Origin of the sequence: Actinophytocola sp. NPDC049390 (assembly GCF_044466355.1) — a bacterium.
GTDB lineage: Bacteria > Actinomycetota > Actinomycetes > Mycobacteriales > Pseudonocardiaceae > Actinophytocola.
The window spans coordinates 138,901-156,820 of sequence record NZ_JBITMQ010000002.1 but is presented as its reverse complement, the minus strand read 5'-3'; the positions used below and the strand labels follow the sequence as shown (position 1 = coordinate 156,820).

The window sequence follows — 17,920 nt, the reverse complement described above, 5'->3', positions numbered from 1 at the left end:
CACGACATGGGCGAAATGTGCGTGTTGACGCACCGTGGTTGACCGACTCGCTATAGTAGACGGAGCTTTTGTCTCTCATGGCGCTGTTCGGTCGAAAATGTTGCGACGAACGGAATATCGTCGAAGATCGTTCGGTCTAACTGGCCGCGCAGCCGACGCATACCGGTGCCCTCCGATTTAGCCTGTCGGGACCCCCAGCCCGAGCGCGTCAGAGGAGTGCGTTGTCCCACCGGTTTTCTCGTGTGTTTCGTGTGCGATGACGCTCGTACCGACCATCCGCCGCTTCGCCGACACCGCGAAGCGCCTACCCGATCACCACGCCGTCGTCCACGGCGACCGCACCGTCACCTACGCGGAACTCGCCACCATCGCCGGCGGCCACGCCCGCGCGCTCACCACCGCCGGCGTCCGACCCGGCAGCCGCGTCGGCCTCGTCACCGGCCACGGACTCCCCACCATCGCCGGGATCCTCGGCACCCTCGCCGCGGGCTGCGCCTACGTGCCGCTCGACCCCACCTTCCCGCGCCCCCGGCTGTCCACGATGGTCACCGACGCCGACGTGACCACCGTGCTCACCGACCCCGAACACACCGACCTCGCCAACCACCTCGGTGACCACGCCGTCATCGTCCGTGACGACACCGCGCCGCTCGACCCCGTCGCGGCCGCACTCGACGACACCGCACTCGACGACATCGCCTACGTGCTCTTCACCTCCGGCTCCACCGGCAGACCCAAAGCGATCGCACAAACCCACCGCAACCTGCTCCACGTCGTCGACAACCAGATCACGAGCCTCGCCATCACCGCCGCCGACCGGCTGAGCCTCCTCGCCTCCTTCAGCTTCGACGCCGCCATCCCCGACCTGTACCCGGCACTGCTGACCGGCGCCACCGTCGTCCCACTCGACGTCCGCACCCACGGCCTCACCCACGTCACGGCCGGACTTTCCCACCACGGCGTAACGATCTTCCACTCCACACCGACTCTGTACCGGTATCTCCTCGACACCCTGGGGCCGGCTCGGTTGAACACAGTGCGCACAGTGCTGCTCGGCGGCGAACAGTCCACCTACGCCGACATCCGGCGCGGCCGCGACGCCTTCGCACCCGACGTCGAGTTCGTCAACGGCTACGGCGCCACCGAGGTCACCTTCGCCGCACACCACCACCTCCGTCCATCCGAAGTGGACGACACCGCCGCCGGCCCGCTGCCCATCGGCACCGCACTGCCCGGCTACCGCATCGAACTGTCCGACGAACCCGGGCACCGCGGCGAGATCACCGTCCACGGCGACCACCTCGTCACCGGATACGCCAATGTGGACAGTCCGGCGTTCGGTCCAGGGCACTACCGCACCGGCGACCTCGGCGAACGCCTGCCCGACGGCACCCTCGTCTGCCACGGCCGACTCGACCGCCAGGTCAACGTCCGCGGCTTCCGCGTCGAACCCGCCGAAGTCGAGACCGCGCTGCGCACCCAACCCGGCGTCACCGCCGCCCGCGCCATCGCCCGCGACGAGACACTCCTCGGCTACGTCACCGGAACCGACCTGGACCCCCACACGCTGCGCGCCGCACTGGCCGACGTGCTGCCCGCCCACGCCGTGCCCCGCGCCGTCGTCGTGATCGACGAGTTCCCGTTGACCGTCACCGGAAAGATCGACGAACGCGCCCTGCCCGACCCGCCCGTCACCACCCCGGCCACACACGACCTGACCGTCACCGAGGCCCGCGTCCACGCCATCTGGTGCACCGTCCTGCGCACCGACTCCATCGCCCCCGACGCCGCCTTCTTCGACGTCGGCGGCCACTCACTCCTGCTCGGCCAGGTCCAGCAACGCCTCAACGCCGAGTTCGGCACCGACGTGCCACTGCTCGCGCTGTTCACCCACACCACCATCACCGCCCAGGCCCGCCACCTCGACAGTGCCACCGGGACAGCGCCACAGGCCACTCCGTCCACCGCGTCCGCCCCGTCCACCGCGAGCGCCCCCGGCTACACCGGCGACGAGATCGCCGTCATCGGCATGGCCGGACGATTCCCCGGCGCCGCCGACCTCGACACCTTCTGGTGGAACCTCTGCGCAGGCACCGACGCCATCCACGACTACACCGACGACGAACTGGCCGCACTCGGCATCGGCCCCGCACTGCGCGCCGACCCCGCACACGTCCGCGCGGGCGGACTGCTCCACGGCATCCCCGACTTCGACGCCGGCTTCTTCTCCTTCACCGCCGACGAGGCCGCACGCACCGACCCCCAGCACCGCATCCTCCTCGAAACCGCCTGGGAGGCCATGGAAAACGCCGGGCACATCCCCGGCGGCGACCCCGAACTGTCCGTCGGCGTGTTCGCCTCCGCGTCGGCCAACCGGTACTTCCTGTTCCACCTCCTCGGCAACCCGCAGGTCACCGACGCCGACCCCGACGACTGGGAAGCGCAGCTGCTCGCCCGCCAGTTCCCCGACCACCTCCCCGGCCAGATCGCCTACCGGCTCGGGCTCACCGGCCCCGCCCTCGCCGTCCAGACCGCCTGCTCCAGCTCACTCGCCGCCGTCTGCCTCGCCGCGCAAAGCCTCGCCGACTACCGCTGCGACGTCGCGCTCGCCGGCGGCGTCAGCGTCACCTGGCCACGCCACCGCCACACCCCGGGCGGCATGACCTCCCCGGACGGCCGCTGCCGCGCGTTCGACCACGCCGCCGCGGGCTCCGGGTTCGGCTCCGGCGCCGGAGCCGTCGTCCTGCGCAGACTCGCCGACGCCCTCGCCGACGGCGACCACGTCTACGCCGTCCTACCCGGCTGGGGCATCACCAACGACGGCGCGGACCGCGCCGGCTACGCCGTGCCCAGCCCCGCCGGACAAGCCGCCGCCATCGCCGACGCCCTCGCCGCCGCCGACATCGCACCCGAGGCCCTCCAGTTCGTCGAAGCCCACGGCAGCGGCACCCCGCTCGGCGACGCCATCGAGGTCGCCGCCCTCAACGACGTCCTCGACAGCGCCGCACCCGAGACCGTCGCGCTCGGCTCCGTCAAAACCAACATCGGCCACCTCGACGCCGCCGCGGGCATCGCCGGGCTCATCAAGACCGTGCTCGCCGTGCACACCGGCGTCATCCCCCCGAACCTGCACTTCACCCGCCCACACCCCGAAATCGACCTCGCCGCGGGCCCCCTGTACGTGCCGACCAAGGTGCGTGACTGGCCCGACACCGACCGCCGCGTCGCCGGCGTCAGCTCCTTCGGCATGGGCGGCACCAACGTCCACCTGCTCGTCGCCCAAGCACCCGGCAGCCCCGTCGAACCCGCGCCCGCACCCGTCGTGCTGCCGCTGTCGGCACGGGACGAGACCGCGCTGCGCGCCGCCGCCGCACGGCTGCGCGACCACCTCGCCACCCACCGGCCCGCGCTCACCGACGTGGCACACACCCTCACCACCGGACGACGCGCCTTCGGATGCCGCGCCGCCGTCCTCGCCGCCACCGTCGACGACGCCGTCGACGCACTCGACGCACTCACCGGCGGCCACCCCGCCACCCGCGCCGTGACCGGTGACGGACCGGCACGCGCCGACGCGGAACTCTGGGTCACCGGCACCGGCGCGCCGCCAACCACCCGTGGGCGGCGCATCCCGCTGCCCACCTATCCCTTCCAGCGCGAACAGCACTGGATCGAGCCCATGAGGCGAGGAGGTCAGGCATGAACCGGTTCGTGATCCCGCAACCGAGGCCCGACGCCGCGGTGCGGCTGTTCTGCCTGCCCTACGCGGGCGCCGGGGCCAGCGCCTACCGCCGCTGGCCCGCCGCGATCGGACCCGACATCGAGATCGTCGCCGTGCAGCTGCCCGGCCGCGAGAGCCGCATCGTCGAGGACCACGGCTTCGACGACGCCGAGATCACCGCACTCGCCGACGCCATCCACACCCACCTCGACACCCACGACGGCGGCCCCTACGCCATCTACGGCCACTCCCTCGGCGGCTGGCACGCCTTCGAGCTCATCCGCCACCTGCGCCGCACCGGCGGCCGGCTCCCCGTCAAGCTCTACGTCGGCGGCTGCCGCGCCCCGCACCTCCCCGCCACCGGCACCTTCGCCGGACTGTCCACACTGGACGACGACGCGTTGCTGGCGCGCGTCGCCGAGGGCGGCGGGCTGTCCGACGACGTGCTCGCCGAACCCGAACTCCTCGAACTGCTGCTCCCCGTGCTGCGCGCCGACTTCACCTACCTCGACGAGTACACCCACACCGACGGCGAACCGCTGCCCGTGCCCGTCGTCGCCTACGCGGGTCGCGCCGACACCGCCGTCTCCCGTGCCGACATCCAGGCATGGGACCGGCACACCTCGGCCGGATTCACCCTGCACGACATCGACGGCGACCACTTCTTCCTCCACGACGACACCGGTCACATCACCGACCTGCTCGCCAAGGACCTCCTCTCCGCGCTGCCGGGCAGATCGTCATGACAGGGGAGCACCGCATCCCGCTCGGGGACACCGCATGGTCGGTGTGGCGCGACGCGCTGCTGCGCTCCGCCGGGTTCCCCGCCGACGGCCTCACCGCCCTGTCCGCCCCCGCCGCCGCCGCGAGCGCCGACGCACTCCTGCACAACGAAACCAACACCACTTTCGACGCCGACTTCGACACCGCCCTCGCCGCGGGCGCCGCACAGCTCCGCGCGATCGCCGCCGACCCGCACCTGCGCGAAGCCGTCACCTGGCAGAACCCCAACGCCCTCCACGCGCTCGACGGGCTCGCCGCCGCCGGACCGGACGCCGCCCGCAACGTCCGCTACCGCGACCGGGAGCGCGCCGTCCTCAAGTACTGGCAGCGCTACTGCGGCAAGAACGAGACCGTCGGGTTCTTCGGCCCCAGCTGCTGGGTCACCGTCGACGACCGCCTCACCACCGCCGCACACACCACCGCAGGCCCCGGCCTCACCCGCCGCCGCTGGGTCGTGCTCGAAGCCTGGGTCGTGCAGGCCTACGCCGACGCCATCAGCACCGACCCCGCCGTCCGCCGCTGGTGGCCACCGCTGCTCGCGCCACACCTCACCCTCGACGGCAGGCACGTCCACCGGCCCGGCCGCCCACCCCTCACCCTCACCGCCGCCGAAGCCGCGCTCCTCGCCGCCTGCGACGGCAAACAACCCGCCACCGCCGTGGTCGCCGACCCCGCCATCGGGCTGCGCCGCGAAGACGACGGCTACACCATCCTCACCAACCTCGTCGAACGCGAACTCCTCACCTGGGACGCGTGCCTGCCCAACACCTCCGCCGCCGAAACCGTGCTGCGCAGACGCATCGCCGACATCGGCGACGACCACGTCCGCGCCGCCGCGACCGCGGGCCTGGACCGGCTCACCACCGCCCGCGACGCCGTCGCCGCCGCCGCGGGCGACCCGCACACCCTGCGCACCGCACTGTCCACCTTGGACACCGTGTTCACCGAACTCACCGGACAACCACCACGCAGACGCGGCGGACAGACCTACGCCGGCCGCACCCTCTGCTACGAGGACACCGCCCGCGACCTCGACATCACCGTCGGCCGGCCGCTGCTCGACACCATCGCCGCCCCGCTCGACCTGCTCCTGCGCGCCGCCCGCTGGCTCTCCGCCGAACTCGCCACCGCCTACGACACCGCACTGCGCGACCTCCACACCGAACTGCGCGCCGACACCACCGACGGCACGGTCCGCCTGTCCGACCTGTGGTACCTCGCACAAGGCCTGTTCTGGGGCACCACCGGCAACCGGCCCGTCGACACCGTCGCCGACGAGTTCGCCCGCCGCTGGGCCACCCTGTTCAACCTCGACAACGACAGCGATAGCGGCGGCCGACCCGTCGAGACCACCGCCGCCGCACTCGCCGCCCACGTCGACGCCGCCTTCCCCGCCAACCCCACCACCTGGACCGCGGCCCGCCTCCACAGCCCCGACCTCCAGATCTGCGCCGCGGGCCCCGACGCACTCGCACGCGGCGAGTTCCTCGTCGTGCTCGGCGAGATGCACACCGCCTGGGCCTCCTTCGACTGCGACGTGTTCACCCCCGCACACCCCGACCCCGAACGCCTCCGCGCCGCGCTCGCCGAGGACCTCGGCACCCGCCGCGTCCGCCCCCTGTTCCCGACCGACTGGCCACGCCGCACCAGCCGCGTCGCCGACAGCCTCGCCGGCCCCACCGACGTGCGGCTCGCGTTCGCCCAGGCACCCGGCGCCGGACTCGACCACGTCCTCGCCACCACCGCACTCGACGTGTCCGAAGTGGACGGACAGCTGGTCGCGACCGACGCCGACGGCGCGCGCTGGCCGCTGCTCGAGGTGTTCTCCCAGCTCATCGCCATCCACGCCGTCGACGCGTTCAAACTCACCTCACCCGCCCCGCACACCCCGCGGATCACCGTCGACCGGCTCGTCGTCAGCCGCGAGACCTGGCGCACCACCGCGGGCGCCACCGGCCTCGCGACCGCGAAGGGGGAGCGGGACCGCTACCTCGCCGTGCGCCGCTGGCGGCTCGCCACCGGCCTGCCCGACGCCGTGTTCGTCAAACTCGGCACCGAGACCAAACCCTGCTACGTCGACCTCACCAGCCCCCACTACGCGTCGCTGTTCTGCACCATGATCCGCGCCGCCATCGTCGACGGCGGACCCGACGTGCCCGTCGTCGTCAGCGAACTGCTCCCCGGCCCCGACCAGGCGTGGGTGCCCGACGCGGCGGGCAACCGCTACGTCAGCGAACTCCGCCTGCACATCGTGGACACCGCCAACCTCCCGGAGGCCACCCGATGACCCACCTCGTGCCGCTCGGCGACACCGGGTGGACGGTGTGGCGGGACGTCCTGCTGCGCTCCACCGGGTTCCCCGTCGCCGGCCTCGACCGGTTCACCGCCCCCGAGGCGGCCGCCGCCGCGGACGCCTGCAACGCAGGCGACCAGCCGGCGGAACTGTTCGACAAGGTGTTCACCGAAGCACTGCGCGCCGGTGCCGTCGCGATCGGCGACGTCGCCGCCGACCCGCTCCTGCGCGAGGCCGTGGCGTGGCAGAACCCCGCCGTGCTGTCCACACTGGACAAACTGGTCGCCGGTGGGCCGGACACCCGCAGAACGGTCCGCCGCCGCGACCGCGAGAAGGCGCTGCTGCGCTACTGGCAACGCTACTGCGCCAAGAGCGAGACCATCGGGTTCTTCGGGCCCGTCTCGTGGGGCACCGTCGACCCGGCGGCCCCCACCACCGTCCGGGTAGGGCCAGAGCTCGTGCGGGACCGGGCCGTGTTCTTCGAAGCCTGGGCCCTCATCGAGTACGGCGACGCCCTCGCCGCCGACCTCGCCGTGCGCCGCTGGTGGCCACCCGTGCCACGGCCACACGTCACCGTCGAGGGCCGGTGGCTGCGCACACCGCTCGCCGACCCGGTCGAACTGTCCGCCGCCGACGCCCAACTGCTGTCCCGGTGCGACGGGCACACCCCCGCACACCAGGTCGTCGCCGGTGTCGGACGCGGCGAACAGGACGGCTACCTGCTGCTCGACCGGCTCGTCGACCGCGGGCTGCTGCACTGGGACGCGCACCTGCCGCTGTCCCACGACGCCGAGACCGTGCTGCGCGAACGGATCGCCGCCATCGGCGACGACGAGGTCCGCGCGCGCGTGGCCGCCGGGTTCGACCGCCTGTGCGCCGCACGGGACGCCGCCACCACCGACCCGACCACACTGTCCACAGTAGACGCCGAGTTCACGGCCGTCACCGGCCGCGCCGCCACCCGGCGCGACGGACAGATGTACGCGGGCCGCACCCTCACCTACCTCGACACCACCCGCGACGCCGACCTCGTCGTCGGCGGCGGGCTGCTCACCACCATGGCCGCGCCGCTCACCATCGTGCTGCGAGCCGCCCGCTGGCTGTCCGCCCGGTTCGGCGCCGCCTGCGAACAGATCGCCGCGGACCTGCACGCCGCCCAGCCGGGACCCGTGCACCTGTCCGACCTGTGGTACCCGGTGCAGGACGAACTGTTCGACACCGCCAACGGGCCCAGCGCCGGCATCGGCGCCGAGTTCACCGCCCGCTGGTCCCGGCTGTTCCGCCTGGCCGAGCACCCCGGCGCGGCCGAGATCCGGCTCACCGCCGCCGACCTCGCCGCCGAGTCCGAGCAACTGTTCGCCGCACCCGGCCCCGGCTGGCCCTCCGCCCGCGTGCACAGCGTCGACCTGCAGGTGTGTGCCGCCGAGGTGGCCGACCTCGACGACCCCGCCACCCTGCTCGTGCTCGGCGAACTCCACCCCGCCTACAACCCGTTCGACAGCGCGCTGTTCTCCCCATGGCACCCCGACCAGCAGGCGCTGCGGGCCGCGCACCACGCCGAGTTCGGGCCACGGACCCGCATGCTCTACCCCGACGACGCGCCCCGCAACACCGGCCGCGCCCGCCACGGCCTCAACACGCCCGGCGACTGCGAACTCGGTGTCGTCGACGCCCGCGGCGCCGGCCCGCACCTCGTGCCCGCGACCTCGATCCTGGTCGAGGACCGCGACGGCGAGCTGACCGCCGTCCTGCCCGACGGCCGCACCTGGCCGCTGGTCGAAGCGTTCGGGCACGTGCTCACCGTCGTGCTGCTCGACAGCTTCAAACTCGTCGGCCCCGCCGCCACCAGCCCGCGGATCGTGCTCGACCAGCTCGTCGTCGCCCGCCGCACCTGGCGCACCACCGTCGCCGCCACCGGGCTCGCCGACGTCACCGGCGAACGCGACCGGTTCCTCGCCACCCGCGCGTTCCGGCAACGACTCGGGCTGCCCGAACGCGTCTTCGTCAAACTCGGCACGGAAACCAAGCCGACCTACGTCGACCTCGCCGGCCCCGGCTTCGTGCAGGTCCTCTGCACCATGCTGCGCACCGCGCGGCAGTCGGGCCCGGACGTGCCCGTGACCATCACCGAACAACTGCCGTCCACAGCCGACTCGTGGCTGCCCGACGCGCACGGCGGCCGGTATGTGAGCGAACTGCGGTTCCAGCTCACCGACCCCGCCCAGTACTCACCCAGTGGAGCACGTCGATGACCGTCCCCGACCAGATCCTCGCCCAGGCGAGAAGAACACCCGACGCCGTCGCCGTGCGGCAGTGGGACACCCGGCTCACCTACACCGAACTCACCGAACGCGCCGCCGCGGTCGCCGACGCCCTCCGCGACATGGGCGCCGGACCCGGAACCAGGGTCGGTCTCTGCGCCACCCGCGACGTCGGCTACGTCGTCACCGTGCTCGGCGTGCTGCTCTCCGGCGCCTGCTACGTCCCCCTGGAACCAGGCGGCCCGCGCCGACGGCTGCTGGAGATCGCCGACGACGCCGACGTGACCATCGTCGTCGGGGACGCCGCGGCCGCCGAGTTCGGCGACGCGCCCGGCATCCGCACCCTCGCCCCCGAAGGCACCGCCACACCCCGCCCCTGCCCGGCCACCGAGCACGACGTCTTCCACGTGCTCTACACCTCCGGCTCCACCGGCAGACCCAAAGGCGTGCTCACCACCCACCGCAACGTCGCCGCCTACGTCGCCGGCTGGCAGGAGCTGTACCCGCTCGCGCCGGGCACCCGCACCCTCGCCGCGTCCTCCCTCGGGTTCGACGCCGTCACCATCGACTTCTTCGTGACCCTCACCGCCGGCACGGAGATCCAGCTCGTGCCCGCCGAGGACCGCGCCGACCCCGAACGGCTGCGCCGGTTCCTCGTCACCCACGACATCGAATGGGGCCTGCTCACCCCCACCATGCTGTCCACAGTGGACCCCGCGGACGTGCCGTCCTGGCGGCGCGTGTTCGCGGGCGGGGAACCGCTGCCCGCCGACCTCGTCGCACGCTGGGCACCCGGCAGGCAGTTCGTCAACGTCTACGGCCCCACCGAAACCACCGTCTCCGTCGTCACCGGCCCCGTCACCGCCGACCACGACCCCGTGCCCATCGGCCGCGTCACACCCGGCCACCGCCTGCACGTCGTCGACGACCAACTGCGGCCCGTGCCCGACGGCCAACCCGGCGAACTGCTCGTCGGCGGCCCCGGCGTCGCCGACGGCTACCTCGGCCGCCCGGCACTCACCGCCGAACGGTTCCTCCCCGACCCGTTCGGCACCCACCCCGGCGACCGCCTCTACCGCACCGGCGACCGCGTCCGCCGCGACCCCGACGGCACGATCGTCCACCTCGGCCGCATCGACCGGCAGGTCAAGGTCCGCGGCCAGCGCATCGAACTCGGCGAGATCGAAGCCGTCCTCGTCGAACACCCCGCCGTCCGCCACGCCGCCGTCGAAGCCGTCACCGGCACGACCGGCACCCGCCTCGTCGCGTTCCTCGCACCCGCCACCGCACCCGGCGACACCGCGCTCGCCGAGTTCACCGCACCCCGGCTCACCACCGCCATGCGCCCCGAACTCGTCCTGCGCCGCGACGAACTCCCCACCGACCCGCGCACCGGCAAACTCGACCGCGCCACCCTCCGCGCACTCGCCGCACAAGCCGTCGCCGACCTCGCCGCCGACACCCCCGACTACGACGGCACCCCCACAGAACAGGCCATCGCCCGCGTCTGGGCGACCGTGCTCGGCCAGACCCCCACCCGCGACACCGACTTCTTCACCGGCGGCGGCAACTCCATCACCGCCATGCGCCTGGTCGCCGCGCTCCGCGACCGGCTCGGCCGACAGCTCTCCGTCAAGGACCTGTTCACCACGCCCACCGTGCCCGCGCTCGCCGCCCTCCTCGACACCGCCGCCCCACTTCCCGGCCGCGAACTCACCACCGGCAACCCGCCGACCCTGTCCCCACCCCAGACCCGGCTGTGGTTCACCGACCAACTCGCCCCCGACGACGCGCCCTACAACATCGCGCTCGCCCAGAAACTCACCGGCCCACTCGACGTCCCCGCACTCCGCGCCGCACTGCGGGCCGTCGCCGACCGCCACGACGTGCTGCGCTGGCGCATCAAACAAACCGCCGGCGCCCCCTACGCCGAACGCACCCCACCCGCCGACGTGCCGATGCCGGTCGTCGACGTCACCGACCACGCCGACCTGCACCGCAGGCTCGCCGCAGGCGCCCGGCACGTGTTCGACCTCGCCACCGCACCCGCCTGGCACGTCGCCCTCTACCGCCTCGCACGCGACGAACACGTCCTCGCGATCACCGTCCACCACGCCGTGTTCGACGGCTGGTCAGAGGCACGGCTCTACACCGACCTCGCCGACGCCTACCAGCAGGCCACCACCGGCGCCACCCCGGCACTGCCCCCGCTGCGCGCCACCTACGCCGACTACGCCGTCTGGCGTGACCGCCGCGACCGCGCCACAGGCACCGCCGACCTCGCCTGGTGGACCCAGCACCTCGCGGACGCGCCCACCGTGCTCGACCTGCCCCGCGACCGGCCCCGCCCCGCCGCACAGACCTACACCGGCGCCGAAACCAGCGTCACCTTCCCACCCCACGTCGACACCGCCGTCCGCGCCGCCGCCACCCGGCTCGGCGCCACCCCCGCCGGCGTCCTCCTCGCCGGGCTCGCCGAACTGCTCCGCCGACTCACCGGCAACCCCGACCACGTGCTCGGCGCGATCGTCGCCGACCGCACCCACGCCGAGTTCGACGACGCCATCGGGTTCTTCATCGACACCGTGCCCGTGCGGCTGCGCGCCGGCGGGCGCACCTTCGCCGACACCGTCCACACCAACGCCGCCGGACTCCGCGACGCCACCGCACACCCCGCCGCGCCGCTCGACCGGATCGTCGACGCGCTCGGCGTGCCCCGCGACACCGCACGCGCCCCACTCGTCCAGGTCCTGTTCAACGTCCTGAACTTCACCGAACCCCGGCTGCGGCTGTCCGGACTGGACACCACACCGATCGCCGTGCCCAAACCCGGATCGCCGTTCGACCTCACCGTCTACGTCGTCGAACGCGACGGCAGGCTCGCGTTCGACACCGTCCACAACCCCGACCTGTTCGACACCAGCCGCGTCGACGCGCTGCTCACCGACCTCACCGAACTCGTCGGCGCCCTCGCCGACACCCCCGACGCCGACCCCGCCGACGTCGCACCACACCTGCCCAGAACCGAGGTCCGCACCCCGGCACCCGGCGCCATGACCGTCGCCGCACCCGAGGTCGTCACCGTCACCGTGCCCATCGGAAACAGCGGCGGCGCCGACACCAGCGCCGACACCGCCGCCATGGAACAACTCCTCACCGGCATCTGGCGCGACGTCCTCGACCGCGACACCGTCGGCCTCGCCGACAACTTCTTCGACATCGGCGGCCACTCCATGGCCATGGCCGCCGTCCACGGACGGCTCACCGCCGCCACCGGCCGCCAGATCAGGATGCTCGACCTCTTCCGGTACCCGAACATCCGCGCACTCGCCGCACACCTGGCAGGACCGCAAGACAAACCGCTGCTGGCCGCGGCGGCCAACCGCGCAGCGGCCCGGCGCAACCGCGCCAGACGCAACCCACCGCGCCGCACCACAGGCAGCGCGCAGTGACCAGAGGGAATCGAGGAACGATGGACCAGCCGTACGAGATCGGCACCGGCGTCGACACGGAGGACGGCGTCGAGCCGATCGCGATCGTCGGCATCGCCGCCCGGGTACCCGGCGCGAGTGACGTGCACCAGTTCTGGCGCAACCTCGTCGACGGCGTCGAATCCGTCACCACCTTCACCCGCGAGGAACAACTCAGTCGCGGCGCACTCGAAGCCGAGGTCGACGACCCCGGCTGGGTCAACGGCGCCCCCGTCGTCGACGGCTTCGACCAACTCGACGCGGGCCTGTTCGGCATGTCCGACCGCGAAGCCGCGCTCACCAACCCCCAGCACCGGCTGTTCCTCGAAAGCTGCTACACCGTCCTGCAGGACGCGGGCTACGACCCCGCCCGCTACCCGGGCGCCATCGGCGTCTACGCCGGCAGCGGCGGCAACGCCTACTTCTGGGAGAACATCAAGAGAAACGCCGCCGCCAGCGGCTCGCCGTACAACGCCGTCTCCCTCGCCACCGGCAACCAGCCCAACTACGTGGCCACCAGCCCCTCCTACAAACTCGACCTGCGCGGCCCCAGCATGACCGTCGCCACCGCCTGCTCCACCTCCCTCGTCGCACTGCACCTCGCCTGCGAAGCACTCCGCAACGGCGAATGCGACATGGCCATCGCCGGCGGGGTCAACATCGAGCACCCGCACGGCGTCGGCTACCTCGGCATGGACGGGTTCACCTCACCCGACGCGCACGTCCGGCCCTTCGACGCGGGCGCCAACGGCACCGTGTGGGGGAGCGGCGTCGGCACCGTGCTCGTCAAACGGCTCGCCGACGCCATCGCCGACGGCGACACCATCCGCGCCGTCGTCCTCGGCAACGCCGTCAACAACGACGGCGGCAACAAGGTCGGGTTCACCGCACCCAGCGTCGACGGGCAGGCGGAAGCCGTCGCCGCCGCCGTCGCCATGGCAGGCATCGACCCCCGCGAGATCACCTACGTCGAAGCCCACGGCACCGGCACCGCCATCGGCGACCCCATCGAGGTCACCGCCCTGTCCATGGTCTACGGCGAGAACACCGGCCAACGCGAATGGTGCGGCATCGGCTCGGTCAAGGCCAACATCGGCCACCTCTCCCAGTCCGCGGGCATCATCTCCGTCATCAAAGCAGTCCTCGCCATCGAACACGGCATGATCCCGCCGTCGATCAACTACGAGCAGCCCAACCCCGCGATCGACTTCCCCGCCACCCCGTTCTACGTCACCTCCACCCTCACCAAATGGGACCCCGACGGGCTGCCCCGCACCGCCGGCGTCAGCTCCTTCGGCATCGGCGGCACCAACGCACACGTCATCCTGCGCGAAGCCCCCGCGACCACCCGCGCCCGCCGCGAAGCCGCCGGACCACAACTGCTCACCCTGTCCGCACGCACCGAAACCGCGCTCGGCAACGCGATCACCCAGCTCGCCGACCACCTCGAGAACACCACCGCCGCGGGCCCCGAACACCTCGCCGACATCGCCCACACCCTGCGCGTCGGCCGCCCCGAATACCCCCACCGGGCCGCCGTCGTCGCCACCGACCTGACCGACGCCATCACCGCGCTGCGCACCAAACGCCGCCGCGTCACCGGTACCGCCGACACCCCACCCGTCGCGTTCCTGTTCTCCGGCCAGGGCGCCCAGTACGCCGGAATGGGCGCGGAACTGTACGCGACCCGGCCCGTGTACGCCGCCGCCGTCGACGAGTGCGCCGAACACCTCACCCCCTTGCTGGGCACCGACATCCGCGACCTCATCCTCGGCCGCGACCCCGACGCCGACGAGAAACTGCGCGAAACCCGCTACACCCAGCCCGCGCTGTTCGTCGTCGAGTACGCCATCGCGCTGCTGTGGCACAGCATGGGCGTGCGGCCCGCCGCCATGGTCGGCCACTCCATCGGCGAATACGTCGCCGCCACCATCGCAGGCGTGTTCACTCTCCCCGACGCGCTGCGGGTCGTCGCCACCCGCGGCAGGCTCATGCAGTCCGTCGCACCCGGCGCCATGCTCGCCGTCCAACTCGACGAGACCGCCGTGACTCTGCCCGACGGCATCGAGATCGCCACCGTCAACGGCCCCGGCACCTGCGTCGTCGCCGGACCGGCCGACAAGGTCGCCGCGTACGCGGAACAACTCAAGGCCGACGCCGTCAAAGCCAAGGAACTGCGCACCTCCCACGCGTTCCACTCCGCCATGATGGAACCGATCCTCGCCGAGTTCACCGAACTCATGCACACCGTGCCGCTGTCCGCGCCCACGACCCGGTTCCTGTCCAACGTGTCCGGCGACTGGATCACCGACGCACAGGCCACCGACCCCACCTACTGGGCCGCGCACCTGCGCAACCCCGTCCGCTTCGGCGCCGACATCGCCACCCTCCTCGCCGCGGGCCGCTGGGCGCTCGTCGAATGCGGCCCCGGCCGCCAGCTCACCGGACTGGCCCGCATGCAGGTCGCCAAGGCGGGACCCGAACAGCGCGCGCTCGCGCCGCTCGCCACCCTCCCCGCCCCCGGTGAGCCCGGCGGCGACCTCGCCATGCTGACCGCCACCGCCGGCACCCTGTGGGTCGCCGGTGTGCCGGTCCGCGCCGAGTCCGACGTGGACGCCCAGCGGATCCCGCTGCCGGTGTACCCGTTCGAACGCAAACGGCACTGGATCGCCCCCGACCCGGAGTCGTCGACCGCCGCCAAGCCGGCCCGGCGCGGCCCCCAACCGCTCACCGACTGGTTCGCCGTGCCGGCCTGGCGGCAGGTCGCCACCGGCCCGCGGACCGTCCCGTTCGGACCGACCGTCGTGGTCGCCGACGGCCCCCGCGGCACCGCGCTCGCCGACGCGCTCACCGCCGCCGGAGCCGAGGTCCGGCTGCTGGGCGCGGACACCGACCCCGCCGCACTCGGCACCCCGACACGGATCGTGCACGCACTCGCCCTCGACGGCGACCCCGCCGGCACCGACATCGACGCCGCCTGGGCCGCGCAGGACCGCGGGTTCTTCCACGTCCTGTCCCTCATCCAGGCGCTCGCCGGCGCCGGCGCCACCGACGGCGTGCACCTCGACCTCGTGTCCTCGGGCACCGCCGACGTCACCGGCACCGACCTCACCCGCCCGGAACACGCCACCCTCGCCGGACTCGCCCGCGTCCTGCCGACCGAGCTCCCCGGCCTCACCGTCCGCCGCGTCGACGCCGACGCGGCCACCACCGACGTCCGCGCCATCGTCGCCGAACTGGCCCGGCCGGTCGACGCCGAACGCACCGAAGTCGTGCTCCGCGGCGCCCGCACCTGGGTCGGCGGCTACGAACAGGTGTCGCTCCCGGCAGGGGAGAGCCCCGTGCGCGACGGCGGCCGCTACCTCATCACCGGCGGCCTCGGCGGCGTCGGCATCACCCTCGCCGAGGACTTCGCCGTCCGCGCCAAGGCCAGACTCGTGCTCACCGCCCGCACCGGCCTGCCGCCCCGCGACGATTGGGACACCTACCTCGCCGTGCACGGCAGCGCACCCACCGACCGCGTCGGCCGCGGCATCGCCGCCATCCGCCGCATGGAAGCCGCCGGCGCGCGGGTGCTCGTGGTCGCCGCCGACGTCACCGACCCCGCCGACGTCCGCCGCGTCCGCGCCGCCGCACACGACGAGTTCGGCGGCCTCGACGGCATCGTCCACGCCGCCGGTCTCCCCGGCGGCGGCATGGCCGAGGTCAAACAACGCGCCGAAGCCGAAAAGGTCCTCGCCCCCAAACTCGCGGGCACCCTCGCGCTCGCCGACGTGTTCGGCGACGACGACCTCGACTTCGTCGTCCTCTGCTCGTCCATCACCGCCGTCGCCGGTGGTTTCGGACAGGTCGACTACTGCGCCGCCAACAACTTCCTCGACGCGTTCGCCCACACCAGCACCGGGTTCCGCGCGCCCGTGCTGAGCCAGAACTGGGGCGGCTGGGCCGAGGTCGGCATGGCCGTCGAAACGGCGGCACCCGCCGCGTTCCGCGCGCTCACCCACGACGGCACCAGCCGCTCGCTCGACCACCCCGTGCTCACCACCGTCGTCGAGGGCACCGAACACACCGTCGCGCGCGGCCTCGTGTCCGCGGGCACACACTGGGTCCTCGACGAACACCGCATCGGCGGCGTCCCCGTCGTCCCCGGCACCGGACACCTCGAATGCGCGCGAGCCGCGACCGCCGCGATCCTGCCCGGACCCGCCGGTGCCGCGCTCGAACTGCGGGACGTCGCGTTCCTCGAACCCTTCGCCGTCCCCGACGGCACGCTCGCCCAGTACCAGGTCGTCACCACCCCGGGCGACGACGGACTCGACGTGGAGGTCCAGAGCGTCGCCGCCGGCGTCACCCGCAGCCACGTCCGCGGGTCCGCGGGCTGGACCGCCGACGCACCCGGCCCCGACCTCGACATCAACGGCACCATCGCCCGCTGCCGCCGCATCGACGACGACAACTCGTTCGGCCGCGGCCGAACCAGCATGCTCACCTTCGGGCCACGCTGGCACGCGCTGCGCGAACACCACCTCGGCGACGGCGAAGAACTCGCCCACATCGTCGCCCCCGGCGACGAACAAGGCTGGGGCCTCCAACCCGCCCTGCTGGACGTGGCCACCGCGTTCGGCCGCGGCCGCGGCGAAGGCACCTACCTGCCGCTGTCCTACGGCCGGATCGTCGTCCGCGCACCACTGCCGAACGAGTTCTACAGCCACCTCACCTACCGCGAAGCCGACACCGACGACGTCGTCACAGCCGACCTCCGGCTCGTCGACACACACGGCCGCGAACTCGTCGCCATCAGCGAGTTCACGCTCCGCAAGGTCGACCAGGACGCCGTCACCGGCGGCCTCACCGCCGACACCGCCGCCGACGCCCCCGTCGTGGCGACCGACGACATCACCCCCGCCGACGGCGCCGAAGCGTTCCACCGCAGCCTCGGCGGCGTCGTCACCGCAGGGCTCGGCAACCAGGTCGTCATCACCACCCACACGGTCGCCGACATCATGGCCCGCGCCCGCGAGGTCACCACCGACACCATCGCCACCGACCTCGACCAGGCCACCGACACCCCGGCCACCGACGGCGACGCGTCCACCCCGCCCCGCACCGAACTCGAGAAGGCCGTCGCCCAGGTGTGGCGGGACGCGCTCGGCGTCGACGTCGTCGGCGTCGACGACGACTTCTTCGGCCTCGGCGGCAACTCCCTCGTCGCCGTCCAGCTCATCGCCGCCCTGCGCAAGGCCATCGGCGTGCGACTGCCCATGCGCAGCCTGTTCGAACTACCCACCGTCGCAGGGCTCGCCGCCCGCATCGAGGAGATCAAGGCCGACGAAGCCGCTCCCGAACCCGCCGCACCCGCGACCACCATCCCCCGGCTGCCCCGGGCCTGACC

General features: G+C 72.9%; 6 protein-coding genes. All 6 read left to right on the top strand.

Translation table 11 applies throughout. The features are described from left to right. Window positions 1-256 precede the first annotated feature (256 nt). The 6 genes from ACIBVP_RS06945 to ACIBVP_RS06920 are packed head-to-tail and all read left to right on the top strand — an operon-like array spanning window position 257 to window position 17,918. Window positions 257-3,703, top strand: a complete 3,447-nt coding sequence (locus ACIBVP_RS06945; RefSeq protein ID WP_396105067.1) for an AMP-binding protein — start codon at window positions 257-259, stop codon at window positions 3,701-3,703. After that, complete coding sequence (locus ACIBVP_RS06940; RefSeq protein ID WP_396105066.1) at window positions 3,700-4,467, top strand: thioesterase II family protein; 768 nt, start codon at window positions 3,700-3,702, stop codon at window positions 4,465-4,467. The genes ACIBVP_RS06945 and ACIBVP_RS06940 overlap by 4 nt, the downstream gene beginning before the upstream one ends. Further along, window positions 4,464-6,791 carry a lantibiotic dehydratase gene (locus ACIBVP_RS06935; protein WP_396105065.1) on the top strand — a complete coding sequence of 776 codons (2,328 nt, stop codon included), beginning with the start codon at window positions 4,464-4,466 and terminating at the stop codon, window positions 6,789-6,791. The genes ACIBVP_RS06940 and ACIBVP_RS06935 overlap by 4 nt, the downstream gene beginning before the upstream one ends. Further along, a complete protein-coding gene (locus ACIBVP_RS06930) occupies window positions 6,788-9,049 on the top strand; it encodes a lantibiotic dehydratase (RefSeq protein WP_396105063.1) in 2,262 nt (753 codons plus the stop codon). Before ACIBVP_RS06935 ends, ACIBVP_RS06930 begins: the two co-directional genes overlap by 4 nt. After that, a complete protein-coding gene (locus tag ACIBVP_RS06925) occupies window positions 9,046-12,510 on the top strand; it encodes an amino acid adenylation domain-containing protein (RefSeq protein ID WP_396105061.1) in 3,465 nt (1,154 codons plus the stop codon). Before ACIBVP_RS06930 ends, ACIBVP_RS06925 begins: the two co-directional genes overlap by 4 nt. A gap of 20 nt (window positions 12,511-12,530) precedes the next feature. Next, window positions 12,531-17,918 carry an SDR family NAD(P)-dependent oxidoreductase gene (locus ACIBVP_RS06920; protein WP_396105060.1) on the top strand — a complete coding sequence of 1,796 codons (5,388 nt, stop codon included), beginning with the start codon at window positions 12,531-12,533 and terminating at the stop codon, window positions 17,916-17,918. The last annotated feature ends 2 nt before the right edge of the window (window positions 17,919-17,920 follow it).